Annotated in this window: 1 protein-coding gene (cut by a window edge); it reads right to left on the bottom strand. The window is 60.2% G+C overall.

Annotated elements, in window-relative coordinates; genetic code table 11:
* On the bottom strand, window positions 1-22131 hold the 3' portion of the coding sequence (locus H1B37_RS09535; protein WP_182866417.1) for a right-handed parallel beta-helix repeat-containing protein. 7155 nt of this gene lie beyond the right edge of the window; 22131 of the gene's 29286 nt are visible here — the last part of the coding sequence; the start codon falls outside the window, past its right edge — the gene reads right to left on this strand; the stop codon is at window positions 1-3.

Here is a 22131-nt window from a genome sequence, read left to right on the forward strand (position 1 = left end):
CTAGATGGTCTTCAGGAATCTCAGTCCGAACCGACCGTAGTCTTGACCGTCGACGTCTCCGTCTCCGTCGCTGTCGAAGTCTCCGTTGTACAGCGTATCACCTGCGTTGCGTAGAAAAGTGAGTCCGAACCGTCCGTAGTCTTGCCCGTCGACGTCGGCATCACCATCGGAATCACCGAAAAAGCGAAAGAAGCGGTCCACATTCGAACTGTTGAACACGGTGTCGGCCCCCATCGAGACGCCTCCGGAAGCGAATTGAATCGCGGCGCCGTGGACGCGCAACTGGTACCTCCCGTCGCTGAGCGAGTTCCCCATCGGGCCCGCCCCCGCGCGTGAAACCGTGGATGAGCCGGCAAACGTCAGCGTCGCCACCGACTCGCCGGCCGTGTCCACGGTTGACACATCAACAACACCGACGTCACTGCCCCGTGTGAGGTTGGTGAGTGTGAATGCCGATGCGAGTTGGGCGTGATCCACCAGGCCGTCGAATGTGAGCGTTAACGACGTGACTTGCGATCGGCTATTGTCACCTCCATTGATCTCCACCGACTTGACTTCGGGTAGATTCTGGACTTCAACTTCCAGTGTTTTTTCAAGCGTGTTGTCTGCCTGGTCCGTGACTCGCATCCGCAATTGAAGCTGAGATTTCGCTTCAAAGTCCACGACCTGGCCGACTCGCAGGAACAGCTGATTGTTCACGATTTCGAAGGTGTCGTTGTCGTCGTCGCCTGCGCCGGCGACCAGCGCGAGCGTGTGACTGTCTTCCCAGGTAGAATCATCGACGACAATGTCGGAAACAAAACTGCGGGTTGCCGTGTCCACGTTTTCCGGAATCCGGTTCGTGGGCAACGTCACATCGGCAGGCGGATGATTCGGCACGACGATGTAGGCGGGGAAATCCAGATTCAACGTCTGACCGGTGTAGGACTCACCCAGTAACTCGGCGACGTCTTGCTCGGTCGACTGATAGCCGGTGATGTTCACTCCATAACCGACGTGGAAGCCTTCCAAGAACAGATTCGCGATGATCGCGTTGAGCACCGAATTCGGATGGTAGCCATCGCTGACGTACGCGGCTTCCGGCGTCGTTCCGGCGGCGTTTGCAATCGATACGCCGCCGACGTCAAACGTCATCACGGGCGCGGCATGAGTCCCGAACAGATCGATGTTCAGACGTTGCAGGTCAGCGAACACGGTATCGGCGGCGACCGCGGCATGCCGGATTTGCGCATTGAAAGTGTCGACCACCGCACCGACGGCCTCGCGTCGAGCATCCAGCGGAAAGGCCTGACGAATGCCGGGCGTCAGGCCGAGATCGACGATGCCCGATACCACGACGGGGACGTCGGACGACGCCGAGCGGATCGCCGCGATCATGGTTTCGACGCGAATCACCGCCGCATCCACATAGTCGTCGATCTGCTGCGGTGTCCAGGTGCCGGCGTAAATGCCCTGGTAAGCCACACCGGCCGGCGAGAAATCGTTCTGCGCGACGGCAATCACGACGTGGTCGACGGCGCCAGATGTCACCTGTGCTGCCAAGGCGTTGTGGGCGTTGGCATCGATCAGGTCGGCCGTGGTCGCACCGGTTTGCGACCAATTGTACTCATATCCATCGCGGCGAATCCCCCCCCAAGCACCGTCGGTTCCGAAATGAATACCTCGGTACTGCGAAGCAATCTCGATCCAGTTGTGGGCGAAGTCATAGGTCTCGTGTTCGTATTCGTCGGAAAGATCGTCGCCCAAAACTCCGAGTCCCCCGATCGCGCCCAGCAGTCCGACATCTACCGTGAGATCGTCGGAAATCGCGTCGAAGGAGAATGGATTGGTCCGTCGCGTCAGCGGACTGACGTCGCTATCAGAATCGGCCGCGCCGGCATTGGGAACGGTCGGAGTCATTCCGTGCGCATCGACGACCGAAACGTAGTAAACACCGGCCGTTGTTTCGGAGAACTCGTAGCGGCCGTTGACGTCCGTCAGGGCGGAATCGATTTCGACGTCATCGGCGGTGCCAAAGGTATCGTCGGGTCCGAATCCGAACAGTTTGAGTGTGACGTTAGGAACCCCAGGCTCGCCGACATCCTGGACACCGTTGCCGTCAAGGTCCTGCCAGACGAAATTCCCGATCGAGGCCGTCGGCGGCAATTGAACGTCGACCTGAAAGTTGACCGATACGCTGGAGGTCGCGTCGCTGACCGTGACCGTGATCAACGACACACCGGCATCGCCGCCTGCCGTGATTTGCAATTCCGCAGCTTCGGCGGTTCCACCGATCACCAGCCCCGAATCGGGAACCGCGGTTTGGTTACTGGATGTCGCCGTCACGGTCAGCCCGCTTGCCGCGGTATCGATGTCGGCGATCTGCAAGGGGATCGGCACACCGGTCGCACCGGTGATCAGGACCTGATCGGGCACTCCCTGAATCGAGGGCGGGTCGTCGACCGCGGTCACAGTCACATCGATCTCAATCGTCGATGACGCCTCACCGTCGCTAACGGTGATCGTGACCACGCCATTTCCGTTCGCGTCATCGATCGGAGTGATCGTGACGGTCCGGCTGATTCCGCTGCCGGCCAAGACGATTCCCGCGGAATCGATCAGACTCGGGTTGTTCGAGGTTGCCGAAATCTGCAGGCCCTCCGCGCCGGATTCCTCGTCGTCAATTTCGAACAGCAACGGGGGCGTCGAACCGTCTTCGTCGATCGTTTGCGCAACGACCGGCGTGATCGTCGGCTTGTCGTTGACCGCCTGGAGTTCGATTTCGAACGTGGTGGACGTGGTCACCGACGGCAAAGCATCGTCCTTGACCCATGCCGTCACCGTGAGCGTCTCATCCACCGTTGCCACATTCGGAATCCAGCGAATGACACCGGTCGCGCTGTCGATCGTCATGCCGGCCGGTACCGATTCTGTTAGTCCATATTCCAGCAAATGATTTTCCGGATCCGACGCCGACAGGGCAATGACCAACTCATTGCCTTCGATCACCGACTGCGACGGCACGTCGACCAGGACCGGTCCCTGGTTCTCTCGGACAAAATCCAAGCCGGCGACCCCCGTTGCGGTGCCGTCGAGTTTGATACCGGCGGTGTCATGGATCGAGGCCGTGCCATCGATTGTCAACTTCACGCGGCGATCCGGCAGAAAACCGTCGACATCGATTCCCACTCGTACGATGGTTTCGCCCAACTTGTATCCGGGGGTCAATTCATAGATCACGTCGTCGCCGGTTCCGAAGGCGGCGTCCGCGCCCCAATCCCTCAGTTCGTAATTGCGGATGGCGGTCGCATCGATCGGGTTGACCGGCTCACTGAACTCGATCTCCAGCTCATACGTGGTTCCACCGACGACAATCCCCGGAACGATGTCGGCACGCAGAACGACCGGAGGCGTGACATCCAAACTCGACCCCAGGAATTCGATCGCGCCGATGTCTCCGAAGCCACTGACCGGCGTGAATTGCTCGCTCAAGTTGTCGACAATCTGCTGCACGTCATTGAGTCGGCCGACTTCCCATCGAACTTCATCGCCATTGGAGAGACCTGTCGTGGGTGAAATCTCGTCGACGCCGCCGAGATAATCGAACGAGACGCGACCGTCGGCGAACAGTGTCACCGCAAAATCGAGATCGTCGACCGATCCGTCGTCACGAACCAGACTTGCATCCCAACGGAACGTCACGCGATCGGGTCGTGAATCGTCGATGAAAATGTCGTCGTCGGGACCGCTGGTTCGCAGTGAGTCCCAGAAGGGGGTGATCCACGAATATTGCTTGAGCTTTGCTTCACTATTAGCCGCATCACCCAGCCATCCGGAGCTGCCAAAGCTTAGCATTCCGCGGGCTCCCACCTGCACCGTGGTGTGCTGGGTGTCATAAAGCGAGAACGGAAACGGAAGGGTATAGTCCCATGAAGCGGACCACGAGTTCCAACCCTGAGCAACGCCGTTGGCAAGGTAAAATGCGTCCGTGTCGCTCGATTCAACCTCGTAGTTCACCGCGGTCGTCGGCGACAGCACGATCGAATCGGCGGCATCAAGATTTGCCGCTTGGTTGTACCCATCGATCAGCAGGTAATCCGTTCCATCACCCGCCGAAATGCCTACGGTCGGCGTCAAGTTTTGATTGCCCGTGCCGTAGTCAAAGCGGATCCGGCCGTCTTCGAAAAGCGTCGCAGAAAAGTTGATCGGGGAGGTGGTAGCGTAGGGTGACGCTTTCCAGCGAATCGTCCATTGACCAGAGACAGAGGAATCGACGAACACATCCGCGTCGGCTCCAACGGTCGTCAGGTCATCCCAGAACGGAGCGATCCGCACATCATCGATCAGGGATGCGTCGCTATTGATGTAGTCTGGACCGACCGAGGTGTTGAAGTCGAGGAATCCATTGGTGGAAGCGGAGACTTCGGTGTAGGTCTGACCAAAAAACGGAAATGCGAATGGGAGTGTTAAGACCCGCGTTTCTTCATCGGACTTCAGGTCCAATCCGACCCTCGTCTCGGGAAACGCCCCCGCCGCCTCGACGGTGGCTGAATAGGTCGCGGGCGAGACCGTCCACAACAGCGAATCAACGTTGGTGAGCGAGTCTTGTGTGTCGTGCGACGGAGCCATGTGAACCCGTCCAGTTCCGTCGGAGATCCCGACGGTCGGCGTCAGGGCGATGTTTCCGCCTCCGTAGTCGAAACGGAATGATCCGGCGTCCGTCAGTGTCACGGTGAAATGGACGGGCGAGCCGGAGACGACGTGCGTCGCGTCCCAGCGGATCGCGACTTCGCCGCTGACCGTGGTATCGACGTAGATGTCGTCGCCGGAACCGGTGGTCGTCAGGTCGTCCCACAGCGGCGCAATCCTGGCCGCCGCCCCCAATGCAGCCGCCGAGTTATTCGCACCTGCGGCATCGGCGTTTCCGCCGAATTGCAAGAATCCGTTCGAAGAAACCGTAACGGTAGAATAGGGCGTGCCGTAAAATTCGAACGCGAACGGCAACGCCAGATCCCACGACGCGTCATCCGCCTTCCACCCTTGAGCCACGCCGGCGGCGCGGGGGACATACACTTCCGACAACACCGAATCGGAAAGATAAATCGTTGCGCCGGCATCGTCGGCGACCGGATCGTTGACGTCCGGCGCATCGAACAGATCGATCCGACGGCCCAATCCCGAACCGGCGTCGATGGCGGGAGAGTTCTTACTGATGTAAAAATTGTCATCGCTCCCGTAGTCGACGAGTCCGTTGACGTCATATCCGAGTACGTCGTCGGCACCATCGGGATCGACAAACAACGGATCTCCGAGTCGAGAATTCGAATCGTGATTTGCGATCGGCTGCCAAGTTGCAAGCGTGTCATAGACCGTGCCGCCCCAGTCGATGACGGATGCCTGGGCGCCGTTGAGATGGTAAAGGTTGAAATCGCTTTCGAACTGTGATTGCGACACCGCATCGACACTGATCGCACTGCCTTGCTTAACTTCGATCAAATTGTTCTGAAGTCGTTTGCCGCGATTGGTGATCACCACCGCATCGCCGATCGGTTGAATGATCGTGTTGTTGATCAAATCGCTATCGGCGGACGAACTGTCGTAGCGAACGGCGACGTCTCGGTTGTCATAAATCAGATTGTGCGATACCTCTCCGGCGAAGCTGCTTTGCGTGTCGATCCCGATATCGTTGGAATAGATGCGATTTTGCCGGACCAGGCTTTCCCACTGCGGCCTGACCCCCGTACCGTTTGCATAAACCCGATTGCCCAGCGCCGATCCGTATTCGAGATCGATGCCGATCTCGTTTCCGTAGGAGATGTTATCGGTCACCGTGGTGTTGTATCCGCCGGCAATTCCGATTCCGCTGAGATGTCCGAAGACCATGTTGCCTTCGACGATCACGGTGCCGTTGGCGTCAATCCCGTCGGCGTTTGAATAGATAAGATTATCGGCGATGTAGATGTCAGCGTCCTGCTCGCCCTGCACCGAAAGACCGAAGCCGGCGTGACCAAAGAACTCGCTGCCGGTGATGTCGGCCGACGATCGATCGACACGTAGTCCGTTCTGGTTGTCGCGAACAACGCTGGCGGATACCAACAACCTACCATTGAAGCGATTCCATTGGCCGGCGTTGGTATTGCCGAAGACCTCGACTCGCTCGAGCAGAACATTTTCGCTGTCGGCGTATTCCGCCGCATGGATTCCGAAATGTCCCCCCGTCAATTCGACGTCGCGAATCGTGACATCGTCCGCACCCTCGAAGTTCATGACATTGTTCAGCACTCCGCTGCTCGGATTTCCGCGATCCAGGATGGTTCGCGATCCGCCGGTCGCCCCCTGAATCGTCACGCCGGAATCGTCGGCGAAGAACTGCACCGAATCCAATAACGCGTACGTGCCGGTATCGACGTACACGGTGTCGCCGGGGCCCAGTTCGTAGATTCCTAGCAACGCCGTCAGATCCGCCATCGGTGTCATCGGCGTTTTGCCGTCGTGGGCATTATCCCCGGGGGCCGATGTGTACTGATTGTCCCCCAGGTCTACGTCGTCCGCAAGATTCACGTAGTAGCTGGTACCGGCCGGCGCGATCGTCAATGCGGTGTCCGAAATGTCTGCGAGGTCGCCGGATGTTCGGGCGCGGACCAGGGCTGTCGCACCGAGCGTTTGCATCGATTCCGGGATCACCCACTCATAGCGTGCCGCCCCACGATGATCGACCGGGACGTCCGTCGCCACCGTGGTCCACGTCGCGCCGGAATCGATCGAGACATCCAGGTCAATCATGGGATCGTTGACGCCGAGCTGATCGACGGCTGTGATTTCCACACCGGAAAGGATCGAGGAGCGAGCCACGGTGCTGAGTTCCAACTGGATGCCCGCCCCGCCGTTCGCTGTCACCGGGATCGTCTGGGCGTAAGCCTTGTCCCGGTCCCCCGCGGCGACGAAGATGTCGAAGTCGTCCATCACCAGTTGGCCTTGAAGCAAAACATCCATGATCCGCGCAGTCGCGTAGTTGTAGGTCGGCTCGACGAAGTGAAGCGTGACTTCGTAGTCCCCGTCGGGCACCGGGAATTCGTACGACAACCCGACGCCGTGCTGGGCGTTGTGTTGATAGACCGCCTCGGGGGCCGGATGGGTGACGCCGGACAGGTCGATCGGATCACTGTTCAATCCCGTCGCGCCCGCCGAGGCTTGAAAGTGATCCTCGGACCAGCCGTTGATCCCTTCGCCGCCGGCATTCATCGCCATCAACCAGCGCGTCGTCGTCAACCCCGATGAACTGACGATGATCGTTTCGGTGTCGCCCACACGCAGTTTTTCCAGCCCATCGGGATAGTCGACGTAAAGCTGACGCGTCGGGCTGGTGGCCGCCTCCATCGTCCCGCCGTACCCGCCCACGTTCGTCCGACCGCCATTGGGGTACGGCTCGGCGACGAAGTGGCTGAGCGGATGGCCAGCGTCGACGGCAGGGGACGTCGGCAGAAGATGCAAATCATCATCGCCGGCACCATCGCCGCCCAACCGTTGCAAACGAACCGCGTCGGCCGAAACCGCGCGGTTGTTGCCGGGCGTCAAATCGCTCAAGTTCACGCGAAGTTCGTTGCCGGTCGTCGTTAAGAATCCGACGGGGAACCAATGCACGCCGTCGGCGGCAAAGGTGCCTGCCGTTTCACTCGGCTTGCGATACTGTGAAACATCCCGAGCGAGCGTCGGCAACCCCAGCGTCGGGTCCAGCACCTGGTACCTTGCCTGCGTTTCGTAAACGTAGTCTCGCTCCGCCCACGTCACCGCGACGGCATACGTCGCGCCCGGTTCCAGGCCCGTGAACTGCCACGTCGCGGTATCGGTTTCCGTCCCATCGGCGACCAGATGTCCGGATTGATAGCTGGTTTCGCTGCCGGCAGTCCACCCTCCCGTCGTCGAAAATCCCAGGTCCGCGTTGTCGACGATGATCGCCGTGCCGATCGCGGTCGAGTCGAACCCGCGGCGATCATCTCCGCCGTCAATGTCGACGAACTGCGGATCGCCGACGTGCGAGTGGGTGTCAAACAGCAAGGTCGCTGCCCAAGTCGACAGATCGTTGAACGGCACACCGCCCCAGTCCGAGATTGCGCTGCCTGGCCCGAGATCGAAAAGGTTGTAATCGCTATGGAACCGTTCCTGGGACGAGGCCTCGACCGCATACGCGATGCCCGATCCAATCACAAAGATGTTGTTGAAGAACAGGATTTCGTTTGACGTGGAAATCGTGACGGCAGCGCCGCTCGTTTGAATGAACGTGTTATTGACGACGTCGATTTCCTGGCCGCTACTGCCGCCGCTCAAATTCACCGCCAGCGTGTTGCCGTCGAAACGATTGTTTGTAATCGATCCATAAAACTGAGAATGGGAATCAAGCCCCGTGACATTGTCGTTGACGCGGTTTCCGGCCACGACCACCTCCCACCTCGGTCGAATCCCGACCGTGTTCTTATACACATGATTGCCACGCACCAACGCATTCGATTCGGCATCGATGCCGACCGCGTTTTGGAACACCGTGTTCCCAATGACTTCGGCCGTCGTGACATCGATCCCCATCCCGTCGAAGTGGCCGTAGACCGTATTCGCCTCCAGCCGCACTGCTTGTGGATCCGAGTAATAACCCGACCCCGCGATCCCATGTCGGTTGGCATAAACCAAATTCTCGCTGACCGTGATCGCTTCGCCGTTGCTATCGACATTGATCCCGTTACTTGAATGGCCGAAGACTCGGTTGCCTCGAACGGTCGCCTCGGAACGATAGACGTAAACGCCGTGCGACTGATCAAACACCGTGCTGTCGATTAATTCCAGTCCGTGGTTGGCGTTGTACCAATAGACCCCATAATCTTTGTTGCCAAAGATTTGCAGGTTCTGCAGTCGGACGTTTTCGCTGATCATGTTGGCCGCGGCCGACACTCCGGCGTCCCCGCCGGTGATCACCAGGTCGGAGATCGTGACGTCGTCACCGCCGACAAACTCGAACACATTCTGTGTCTCTGTTCCGCGGTTGATGATCGCTTGACCGCCGCCTGTCGGGCCCTGGACAAAAACGCCGCTGTCATCGGGAGTGATGCGGACGGTGCTGGGCATGGCATAATTGCCGACATCGACGAACACCGTGTCGCCGGGTCCCAAATCGTAGGTTCGCAGCAACGACGCGAGATCGGACATCGGCGTGGCTGGCGTCTTGCCGTCATTGGCGTTATTGCCCGCCGCCGTCGTGTACTGATTGTCACCGAAGTCTTGGTCGTCGGCGATGTTGACGAAGTACTGGTTGCCGGCCGGAGCAATCGTAAAGGGAGAGTCGGAAACATCGTCGACGTTCCCGGATGTCGTCGCGCGGATCAAGGCCGTCGCACCGACCGTTTGCAGCGACGCATCAATCGTCCAATCGAAGCGGGCCGTGCCACGTCGATCCAGGCTGACGTCGGTCGCCAACGTGCTCCATGTCGCGCCCGCATCGGTCGACACTTGCAGATCGATCAGCGGGTCGTTCACTCCCTGCGGATCTGCCGTCGTGATCTCGACTCCCGAAAGAATCGCCGCATTGGTCACGCTTGCGATGTCGAGCCGAATGCCTGAGCCTCCGGTCGCCGTGACGGAAACGGTTTGCGTGTAAGCCTTGTACCGGGCACCGGTCAACGCAAACAGATCCAAGTCGTCGATCGCCAGTTCGCCTTGGAAAGACACGTCCATCACGCGGCCGCCCGGGTAGGCGTACTGCGGCTCGGCAAAGTGCAGCGTGACCTCGTAGTTGCCGTCCGGCACGGGAAACGCGTACGATAGGCCGGCATTGCTTTGGATCGACTGTTGGTACACCGCTTCGGGTGCCGGATGCGTCACCGACGACAGGTCGACCGGATCCGTTCGATTGACATGCCCACCGTTGCTTGTCTCGAATCGATCTTCCGTCCACCGACCGACGCTGTCGCCGCCCGTGTTCATCGTCAACAACCAACGCGTGCTCGTCAGTCCCGACGATCCGACGACGATGGTTTCGGTGTCGCCGGCGCGGAGCTTTTCCAAGCCGTTGGGATAATCGACGTGCAGCACCCGCGTCGGACTGGTCGTCGCTTCGGCCGTTCCACCGTAACCACCGACGTTGATACGGTCGCCGTTGGGATAACGCTCCAGAATCGTATGACTGGTCGGATCGCCCGCATCGATCGCGGGTGACGACGCCAGCAGGTGGAAGTCGTCGTCCACCGCTCCGTCACCGACGATCCGCTGCAAACGAACCGCATCGGCCGACACCGGTCGGAACCCCGTGTTGAAGTCGTCCAGCAGGACCTGCAATTCGCTGCCGCCCGCCGTGACGAAGCCCAATGGCAACCAATGAACGCCGTCGGCCGCAAACGTCCCTGCCGTTTCACTCGGCTTGACGTATTGCGAGACGATCCGCCCGTGAATCGGCAGTCCGATCGTCGGATCGACGACGCGGTAGCGGGCTTGGGTCTCGAATTGATAGTTGATTTCGCCCCATGTCACCGACACAGCGTACGTCGCGTTCGGTTCCAGTCCCGTGAATTGCCAACTCGCGACATCCTCTGGCGAGTTACTCCCCACGACGTGTCCGGAATCGTAGCTCGGATGCGACTCCGGTGACCACGTCCCCGTCGTCGAAAAACCCGCCTCGCCGTTGTCGACGATGATCGCCGCGCCGATCGGTGAAGGGTCAAAGCCGAAAACGTTATCCGCCCCATCGACGTCTGTGAACTGCGGATCACCAAGTTGCGAATGGGTGTCAAAGCCCAGTGTGCCCGCCCAGACCGCTAGGTCGTCATAAGCCACTCCGGCCCAGTCGGCGACGCCGGCGGTCGGCCCAAGATCGAACAGGTTGTAGTCGCTGTGGAACTGCTCTTGGGCGATGCTTTCGACCGCGTAGGCTTTCCCGGCGTCGACCACGAAAAGGTTGTTGATGAAACGCGTCTGCGCGGCACCTTCGGCGGCGACCGCGTCCCCGGTCGCTTGCACGAACGTGTTATTTTGGATTTCCACGACGTCGCTGCCGCTGCCGTTCTGGTCAAGTCGGATCGCAAGGCCATTGTTGTCAAAGACGTTGTTAGAAATGGAACCGTAGAACTGATTGTACGAATCTAATCCGGTCACGTTGCCGTTGATTCGGTTGCCACTGACAACGCTATCCCATCGTGGTTCGATGCCGGTCGTGTTTTCGTAAACATGATTGTCGCGCACGACGGTGCGGGAATCAGCCTGGATCCCGGCCCGGTTTTGGAAAACCGTGTTTCCAACGGCTTCGGCATTGATCAGGTAGATCCCGTATGTATCGAAATGGCCGTGAACTGTGTTGCCCTCGATCAACAGCAGATCGGAATCCGAGAAGTTGCCGATCCCATGGATCCCGAGCGAGTTGGCGTACACGGTGTTCTCGGCGATCACGATCGGATCCAACAGGGTCTCGACCCAGATGCCCCTGCCGGTATGATCGAACAAGCGATTGCCGCGAATCGTGGCCGCCGTTCGGTACACGTAAATGCCGTGCTGCTGTTCAAACACCTCGCTGTTGATCAGTTTCAGGTTGTCATTGTGTTGATGCCAATAGACGCCGTAGCGATCATTTTCGTAGACCTGCAGGTTCTGCAGTCGAACGTTTTCGCTGTTCGAACCGCTGGAAGCGAACAGCCCATTCTCCCCGCCGGTGATCGCAAGATCGGCGATGACGATGTCGTCGACACCGGCAAACTCGATCACGTTTTCCGACGTGTTGCCGCGGTCCAAGATCGCGCGACCTCCGCCGGTCGGCCCCTGAATCTGAACACCGGAATCATTGTCGGTGATCGAAAGGGTTGTCGACAGCAAGTACTCACCGGTATCGACGTAGATGATGTCTCCTGGGCCAAGGTCATAAGTATCGAGCACACTTTGAACGGTCGCCTTGGGTGCATCGGGCGACAGTCCGCTGTTGGCGTTGTCACCCGGGGCGGTCGTGTACTGGTCGCCCGCCAGAATCGCATCGTTGACATAGTACGCCGAAACCACGCCGCTTAATTCGAACGACTGATTGGAAACGTCAAATCCGCCATCGCCCCGCGTGACGCGGATCAGGTAGTCGCCCGGCGGTATCGATTCCGGGACCAGCCACCCAAACTCGCCGTCGTTGGCAGTATCATCGGCAATCACCACATCGGACACGAACGAACCGGCCTGCTCGTGTCCGAGTTCGATATCGACGGTCGAATCAAATGCGTGCGACCGCCAGCGAATCTCAAAGGTCTGGTTCGCGGGCCACGCTTCCCCTCCATCGGGACTGATCACAAGCACGTAGGTCACCGGACTTCGCGATGCCTGGGCGGTGTTTCCGTAGGCCCCCAAATTGATAAAGTTCCCGTTCGGCGCCGGTTCGGCCGCAAAGGGAGAGGCATCGTCACCACGGTCGATGCCGGGCGACGTCTCGGCATCCGTGACCAGCGACGACGTGAGCCGAACGGGCATTCCCGTCTGAACGTCCTCAACAGGAACGTTGTCGCCGCCGTGCAGACTGCCGTATTCGCTCTTCAGGTGGAAATCGTCATCGCCGCCGTCGGACACCGCAAGGACGTAACCCAGGACTCCGTCGCCCCCATCGACATCGACGAACAGTGGGTCTTGCGACAGACTTCCACCGTCGGTGGACGTGGCGAACTGCCACGCATTCAGGCTCGGCCGTGAGATATTCTGCCAAAGACCAATGTTTCCCTGCCCCGTGGCGTGAAGAAGATTGAAGTCGCTGGAAAACCCTGATTGGCTGTTCGAATCGACGGAAATCGCGTCGCCGCCGTCGACCCAGATGATGTTGTTCCGCAACGAAATGTCGCTGCTGTTGACCAGACGCACGCCGTCGCCCGTCGGCTGGTAGATCGTGTTGTTGGTCAGGCTCGCCCCACGACCGTAGTCCAGCAGCACACTCTGTTGGGTGTTCGCGTAGATCACATTATTGGCGATCGAACCGCTGAACCATGTCCCGTCAGCGATCCCGACATCATTGCTGTAGATCCGGTTGCCCACTACTTCAGCGTCCCATTCCGGCGAGACGCCGAATTCGTTCCCGTAGACTCTGTTTTCAACCGCACGCCCGCCACTGTCCACGCGGATGCCGGTCCGGTTTCGAGAGACCACATTGTGAATGATCTCGTCTTCAGACCGGATGCCATCACCATTGCCGTGTCCGGAAACCACGTTGCCGACCACATCGGCGCCATCGGAGAGAATGCCGCTGCGTTGGTTGTCACGGACGATGTTGGCCCGGCCCAACGACAGATCGGCGTGTCCGATCATCGATGCCATCGTGCTATTGGTGGACAACCAGATTCCATGACCGTCGTTCTGTTCAACGCGGTTCGCTTCGACGACGATCGGTCCTGATCGCGAGATGTAAATGCCGTCGGAACCATTTCCGATCGCGACGCTATCGCTCAAACGCTCGAGCGTTCCGTTTGAATCGACGGCACGGCCCGAGTTGTTATTCGCGTGAAGAAACTCCAGGAAACGAACACTGGAGGAGGAATCGATTTGGATGCCGTCTTCGTCGTGCCCGGAGACCGACAGGTGAGACGCCGCAAAATTCTGGCTGTCGTTTCCGACCAAAACGCCGTATTGGGCATCGTCCAGAACGAGATGCGCGAGCGTCACACCGTCAGAATCATTCAGCTCGATCAGGGGTGCCGTTGTCTGTGGATCGGCATGGCGAATTTGAGCGTTCCGGTTGGCATCGGTCGGCCCGGTGAACACGAATCCGGCATCATCGGATCGTCCGCCGGAATCCGACAGGTACAACGGATCGAACGACAGGTAGTCTCCGGTGTCAACGAACAACGTGTCGCCGGCACCGAGTTCATACGTTCGCAGTAAGTTGGCCGGTAACGGCTTGGGCGTTTCCGGCGTCCGACCGGTAAAGCGGTTTGATCCCGGGGCGGTCGTGTATTCGTCGTTGTCGCCGACGGTTGGATCATTGACGTAAAAGACCTCTCCCTGCTCGGGAATCGAACTCGTCTCCGCACTGCGATCGAACACGATCGGATCGTCCGCGAGCGAAACGTGGATCCGCAGGTTGTGCAACCCGTACCCGATGCCCGGCGTATCGGCGGGCGTCCAGTCGAAACGACCGTCGTCGTTGGTTACTTCGACGATGTTGGCAAGAAACTCCGGCCCCGCCGCACCGTCTTGATAAAGATCAATCCGAACCGGCGAGTTGGCGGCATTGTTGTAGGTGTCCCAACGGATCAGATGCGGAGCGTCGCGGAGCAGATCGACGTACAAGTCGGGTGATCGAAGCGAGAGACGTGGTTTTGCAGGCACATCGTCAAACGGCGTGTTGCCGACCGCACCCCGGTCCGGTGATTCGCTCTCCGGGACGAGATACAGGAACGCATGGTCCAGATGGGCACCGTTGGTCGTCCCCGAGACTCGCGTGGCGGTGTATTCAAATTCGATCTGACGCGTCCCGACCGGAAGGTTGACATCGTCGCCGACAAGGGCCCAGCGGGTCGCCGTGGCACTCGGAAAGGTTTCGACGGTCGAAAGCAGTGTGCCTCCGTTTCCGAAGAACCGAACAGTCAACTGGCCCCGATCGGGATCGGCCACTTCCGAACGCATTCGGCCTCCGAACGCGACACGCAAGTCGCTTGAATCGAGACTCGCCGCGTCGTATCCGGCGGCAAGCAAGTCGACGGTCTGCTTGACAAAACCGACCGGTACCGCCCCGGCACTAAAGACATTGACTCCCGAGAACGCTCCCGCCGCGAAATTTGGATCCGCGTTCGCTTGCGTGTTACCCTGCCAGCCGCTCAGCCCGTTTTCGAAGTCGCCGTTTTGAAGTCGGTTCACGTAGCCGTTGAACCTTGACTCGTCGGCGATCGGGTCGGCCGCATCGACCGTCGGACTCGTCAGTCGCTGACCTGCCAAGGGCGCATTGACGTCGAACGCGTCCCAGTGGCGATTTTCGAAACGAGGCTCTGACCAATCGGGATCGATCGCGGACCGTCCACCCGAATTCAGATCGAATTCCCCAACGTCGACTTGCCAGTCCAGAATGTCATTGAAGTCGACCAGCCAATGAACCAGTTGACCTCCGGCGGAGGAGTACAACGTGTTGTAATCGCTGAAGAAACCGGTTCGGGAATCGTTTGCAACATTTACATTGAAGTTGCCGCCTTCGACCCACATCACGTTGCTGCGGACTTCCGTTTCGGTCGCACCGCCGGTGACCAACACGTTGTCACCCGACACGGTGTACAGCGTATTGTGCAGAACGCGGGCCCGACTGACGCCGGACAGCCTGACGCCCGCAACCGCATTGTTATAGATCTCGTTGTGTGCGATCACCTGATTGTCACGCGCGTCGACGCCGACATCATTGTTTCCGATCCGCGTGTAGCGGACGGTCCCGTCAAACCGCACGCCGGTGGTGTTGGAATGGATCAAGCTGGCGGACGCGAAATCATCGCCGCCCAGAATGCCGGTGCCGGTGACACCAAGATCGTTTTCGAAAATCTGTTGCCCCTGCATCCGTCCGGTCAATTGAACGCCGATCGCATTGCCATGGATCAGGTTGGGCGCCGAGCCGGGCATGAAACCGAAGCCGTCGATAGTGCTGTCGACCGTCGCGAGTACGCCGGTCGAGTTGCCGAAGATTTCGTTGCCGGCCAGTACGGCAGGCGCTGCATAATGCAACCCGACCGAAGCCGAGTGCAATCGGTTCGCTTCGATCAATCCGCTGAACGCCGCGTCGATACTCAGGCCACGGATATCGTTGTCCAACAATGCGCCACCGGACGCGGAAATGATCGCGACCGAACCGGTATCATTGCCGGAAAACTGCAGGTTGGTGGTTCCATCGAACGTCACATTCGAAAGCGTATTTGCCTGAACTCGTATCGCGTCGGTTGCCGACAGGCTGAGCGTACCGCCACGGTTTTCCGCGATGACATTTCCGCTGCCACCGTTGATCGTAACGGCCGCCAATTGGTTTTCACGCAGTGTGGCATCGACCGCCCCATCCAGGGTGACCTCGGCATCCAACGTTAATCGTTGCAGGGTGACCTCGGAAGCTGCGTTGATCTGTACCGGCCCACTGATCCGAACGCCGGGTTGGCCAAGGATCGTGACTCCCGAATCCGCAGTTCCAATGACAAACCCCGGTTGTGACGTTTCGACAATGATCCGGTCCCCCGGTCCCAAGTCCTGTGTGTCCAAGATCGATTGGATCGAGTGGGTCGCATCGGCCACGTGCGTGTTACCCTGGGCGGGGGCGTCGCCGCGGAAACGTAAACGACGCGCACCGCCGTCGCTCTGCTGGACGATCAAGAAGCGTTCGCCGCCCGGACCGATCGATAGTTGAATCCCTCGAGCCCCATCGCTGGTCGGCGCGATCCCGGGAAAGGTCGAGAACACATCGTCGCTGGCCAATTCGGCGACGAAGTCGGCACCGTCCCACGTGCGTGCAAACACTGCCGTGACGCTTGTCGCCTGGCTGCCGGTCTGGTCGATCCAGGCGATCCACAACTCGTTCCCGCCCGCAACCAATTGTGGATGCGAGGCGATCGCTGCACTTTGTGACAATCCTTCGCCGCTGTCATTCCCCGACCCCGAGGTCACCCAAACACCACCGGTGTACCGACGACTGCGAATCTGGCTTGTCCCCGACGTCACATCCTCCCAGGCGACAAAAAGTTCACCGGAATGGTATGCCAGGCTCGGACGACGGCTCGCGCCGGCGCTCTGACTGACACCACCAGCACTCGCCGAGCCGCCGACTTCGGTCCAGGACAACCCGTTGAACTGCTTGAGGTAGATTTCGGTACGGTTTTCAACCTGTTCGGACCAGCCGATCGAAACGAGTGCCCCGTCGGTGGCAATCGCCAACTCCGCGATATCGCTGGCCGCCCCGGTGATACCGGTACCGCTGTCCGCGCCCGTTCCGGCCGCGATCCAATTGGCACCGTCGAACGTTTTGGCGTAGGCCTGTGCCGTTCCAGTACTCGAATCGATCCACGCGATCAGCGGTCCGTTGGCGGTGGCCACGACGACCGGTGAGTGAGCGTTTCCGGTCGACGTCAAACCGCCGGCCGACAGTGAAGTACCCAGTGCGGTCCAGCCGCCCGCTCCACCGGCCAACGTCGCATCATACCGAGCGGCATAGATGTCGGACGTTGCTCCCGATGATTCCGTCCAGGCGACGATGAGCCGGCCTTGTGTGTCGAGTACGAGCCTTGGCGTTTGCGCCGAGCCGAACCCGTTGCTGACACCGCTGCCGCTGCCACTGCCGGCAAGTTCGGACCATCCCGACGCGTCACGTTTGAGAACATAGACTTCGTTGTGTCCCGTCCGGTCATCGACCCATGCGACGTATTGCTCGCCGGCGCCGGCCAGAACAGTCGGTTGGATCGACTGGCCGGATGCTCGATTCAGTCCGGCACCGTTGGCCGAGCCACCAAACTCACCCCAGCGTCCCGCGTCGTCGACACCGCTCGGCAAAATCGCATCAAAGGTCGGCAGCGATGTTCCGACCACCGTCGGATCGGCCGTGGGCGTTGGCGGTACAAAGTCGGCCGGAACCGCCGACTCGCCGGAGCCGAAGTGAACGATGTCGCCGGTGGTCGCCGAAATTGCATCGTCACCGCCTTCACCGAACAAAATGTCGTTGCCGAGTCCGCCGTTGAGTTGATCCTGCCCGGATCCCGGTTCATCGCCATTGGTCCCGAAGTCGCCGTAAAGATAGTCGACAGTGCCGTCATCACCCGTCGCCGTCGATTGAAACCCGAACAGCGTGTCGTGGTCGGCGCCGCCGACCAGCACATCAACGCCGTGTTGTCCGGAAATCAGGTCGTCGCCGGGGCCGCCTTGGACGTGGTCATCACCTAGGCCCGCATCGATCACATCGTTGCCGCCACGACCGCGGATCCGGTCACGCCCCGGTCCGCCATCGATCAGATCGCCGCCGTCGTCGGATCCGATGATCAGGTCATTGCCATCACCACCGACCAGCGAGTCCATCGCGCCGCCGCCGCCGCGCAGTTCGTCATCCCCGGACGATCCCAGCAGGGTGTCGGTCCCGTGACCGCCGTCGATGAGGTCGTGGTCGGCTTGCCCGTCCAGGAAATCATTTCCGGCAAGGCCGCGCAAGTGATCGTTCCCGCCGCCGCCGAACAGGGAGTCAGATCCGAACTCGCTGCCGACCAGGAGATCGTTCCCGTCATCCATGACCGCCGGTGCGGACAGAATACCGGCCGGCAAATCATCGCCGTAAAGCACGTTATCGATTCCCGTTCCGGCGCGCACCGTGTCATCGTCGGGACCACCGCCGAGCAAGTCGCCGTGCCCGCCCCCGTCGATCAGGTCGTTGCCGCTGCCGCCGTCAACGATATCGGCCCCGCCCAGTCCTAGGATCGTGTCGTTGCCTCCGCCGCCTTCGATCAAGTCGCCGAAGTAGACGTTGTCGGTGAGATCCGGGTCCTGATCACCCTCGTCCGACCCGATCAAGACATCGTTACCGGCTTGGCCTCGCAGGCGGTCGCCCACGCCCGTTCCGGCCCGGATGACATCGTCGTCATCGCCGCCTTCGAGCATATCGACGCCGGCACCACCATCGATTTCATCATCGCCGCCACCGCCGCCGATGCTGTCCGCGCCGGTTCCGCCGAGCATCACGTCCGGCCCCGAGCCGCCGGTCATCGTGTCATCGCCAATCCCGCCGAACATCGTGTCCGATCCGTCACCACCTTCGATAACGTCGTCTCCGACGCCGCCCTCCAGGACGTCGCGTCCGTCCAAGCCGTCGAGCGTGTCGTTGCCACGTTGTCCGAAAATCTTGTCCGGCCCCGCACCGCCGTACACGGTGTCTTGATGCAAGGATTCGCTGCCCGGGACCGGCGCGGAGATCCGCACATCGCCGAACAACTGGTTCTGATCGGCGGGGCTGCCGCCGAGCGTCGCCGAGTCGCCTCCAAAAATCAGATCGGCGCCCCAACCGCCGACCACCGTGTCACTGCCGTGTCCGGCATACACCGTGTCGTCGCCGGTCGATGCATTGATCGAATCGTTGCCGGTCAGCCCTCGGATTTCGTCCGGCCCCTGTTGGCCCAGGATGACGTCGTCGCCCGAGCCGCCGAAAACGGTGTCACCGTGATCCGACTCGGCGCCCGGCATCGGAGAGCCGTCGTCGACGTCGCCGAAGACGACATTGCGGTCCTGCAAACTGCCGCCGTCGTTGGCTGCGTTGCCGGCATAGATCAGGTCGGCGCCCCAGCCGCCGATGCCGGTATCGCTGCCCGCCCCGGCCACCATCGAGTCGTCACCCGAACCGCCGAGCAGTAGATCGTTGCCGGTGAAGCCAATGATCTGGTCGTTCCCCAATTGGCCTCGCAACGTATCGTCGCCGGCGCTGCCGAACAGCGTATCGTTGTGATCGGTCGCCGGACCGGGTGGATCGATACCGTTTTCGTGGTCACCGTAAAGCAGATCGCGGTCGGACGCCAAACCGATGCGCGTCGAACTGATGCCGGCGACCATCCAGTCACGGCCGTCCGATCCGACCAGGGTATCGCTGCCGATTCCTCCGTACAACGAATCGTTACCGATCCCACCGACCAGATCATCGTTGTTTTCTTCGCCGTGAAGTTCATCATCACCCGATTCACCTTTCAGCGTGTCGTTGCCACGACCGCCGAACAATTCGTCGTCGGCATCACCGCCTAGCAACAAATCATCGTCGTCACCGCCGGTCAAAACGTCTCGGTCGCCGGAACCCTTGAGCGTGTCATCGCCGCCGCCACCGCGGAGCGTATCGTCGCCGCCTTGTCCGTCCAAATCGTCGTTGCCGGAAAAGCCTTCCAACAGGTCGTTGCCGGTGCCGCCAAGAACGGTGTCGTTTCCGGTACCGCCGTACAGCGAATCGGCACCGCCTTGGCCGTCGATCAGGTCCTGGCCGCCTTGCCCGAGCAGCACATCATCCTCGGTTCCGCCGAACAGCCGATCGTTGTCGTCGCCGCCGAACAACGTGTCGAAGCCGGCGTTCCCGTCGATGAAATCATCGCCGTCGTTGCCACTCAATTGATCGTTGCCGTCGCCTCCCAGGATCGTGTCATCGGCGGCGTCACCCTGAATGGTGTCGTCACCCCCATCTCCGAGAATCGAATCATTCCCGTCACCGCCGGAGATCTCGTCGTTATGATCGCCGCCGCGAATCGTGTCTCGACCATCGCCGCCGAACAGGTCATCCGCCTGATCTCCGCCGGACAGGAAATCATTGCCGGTGCCGCCTTCGAGCCGATCGCGACCGGTGTCGCCGTCCAAGTGGTCATTGCCCGCATTGCCGTAGATCGTGTCGTCGCCGCTGCCGCCGAGCAGTGAATCATGGTTTTCGCCGCCGCCGAGTTTGTCGTTGCCGATGGAGCCGAGCAGCGTATCGTTGCCTTCGTTGCCGCGAAGGTCATCGTCGTCGTCGCCGCCATCGATGTAGTCGTTGTGCGTCCCACCGCGAATCGTGTCGTTCCCGTCTTCGCCGAACAATCTGTCCTGTCCCGAACCGCCGTCGATGCGGTCGCCACTGGATCCGCCATAGATCGTGTCATTTCCCGCACCGCCGCGCAATTCATCGCGGTTGCCCTGACCGTCGATCGAGTCATCCCCGCTGCCGCCGGTCAGCGTGTCGTCGCCCGAACCGCCGATCAACGTCGCGTTGCCGGCACCGGTGTACGTCAACGCGTCATTTCCCGATCCGCCCACGATCGACACATCGACCGAGTTGCCGATCGTTTCGTAAACCGGTTCTGCCGATCCGTCGGAACCGTAATTGACCCCCACGACGCGCGTCCGTTCGGTGATGTCGACCTGGTCATCCCCGGCACCGGTGTAGGCGATGATTTTTTGGACCCCCGTAAAGGTCTGCTCGCGGCCGAAGGCGAACACGACGTACTCGCCGCTGCTTTCGCCCGCTCGCACCTTAAATCGCTCGTCGCCATCGTCGCTGTTGAGCGGTTCGCGCTGCGATGCACCGTAGGCGACCCCGCTGGGCGTGAAACGGTCCGGTCCCATGTGCAAGTACAACGTCCCGTTGTCCAACACGGCCAGATCCGGAGGCGGGGCGGCCTGACAATTCGGACTCACCGACATGAACTCGATGTTCGCGATTTGCCAATCGTCTTCAAAGACGGTCACCTTTCGCGACTTCCACTCCTTCTTCAATCGGCCATTTTTCCATTTAAAGGTCGGGTACCGCAGCTCATAGCCGGCCCAAATGTCGGCGTTCAGGTTGGCATGCCCGACACCGCCCGAGGTATCGAACGCACAGGCAAATCCGTTGGCCTGTAGTTCATCCCAACGCACCGCCCCGTCGTTGTCGTTGTCGCGAATGTCGAACTCCAGCGGTCCCTGATAGCGGTCGGCCGCCTTTCCCGACGTCCCGCTTTGACGACCGATCAAGACATCGCCGGTCACACTGCCTTCGGCGATCTTGACCAATGACCCGCCAATGCGGCCCGTGCCCGTGGCCGAAACGTAACCGCCCAGCGACAGCTCGGGGACGTCGCTCCCGTCACGCGCTTTTTTGTCTTCGATGAAGAAACCGTCAAACAGATCAGCGGGATCGTTCGAAGCGATGAAACGCCGAATTCCCTCGGTGTCGTACCCCAGGTCGACGTCAAACAGAAACTCGTATCCCCCCTCGAACTTGCCCACCAGGTATTCGCCCAGGACCGGGACCTCCACCTCGGGCACGAACAATTTTTCGTCCAGACGTGGTAGATCCAGGTGCGCCAGGTTCACGTTCTGGCCGAGCAACAGCTGAAACGCCAGCGTCGGATCGTCGAACAAGGGAAACGTCAATCCACGGCCGAACGGACTGGGAGAAAAATTCGAACCCGCCTGCTCAAGAAAATCCTTTGCCGGGCCGTCAGGAACCTGATCAAGCACTTGGCTGCCGACGACGTTCCAGTCGATGTCGTCGGGATCGAATTCCGAGCTGCCGAGATCTTCGTTGGTCAGATCCAATGTCCCGATCGTGATCACCGTGTTGTCGCTGGCAAGATCCAACTGCCGCGAGTAGTGCTCGACTTGCACGATCGTGTCGAACAACAATCCCCACTGCGGCGCAAGATAATCCAGGGCCACCGCCGCCACATCGGACAGCCGAAC

The organism is Stieleria mannarensis (assembly GCF_014154935.1).
Lineage (GTDB): Bacteria > Planctomycetota > Planctomycetia > Pirellulales > Pirellulaceae > Stieleria > Stieleria mannarensis.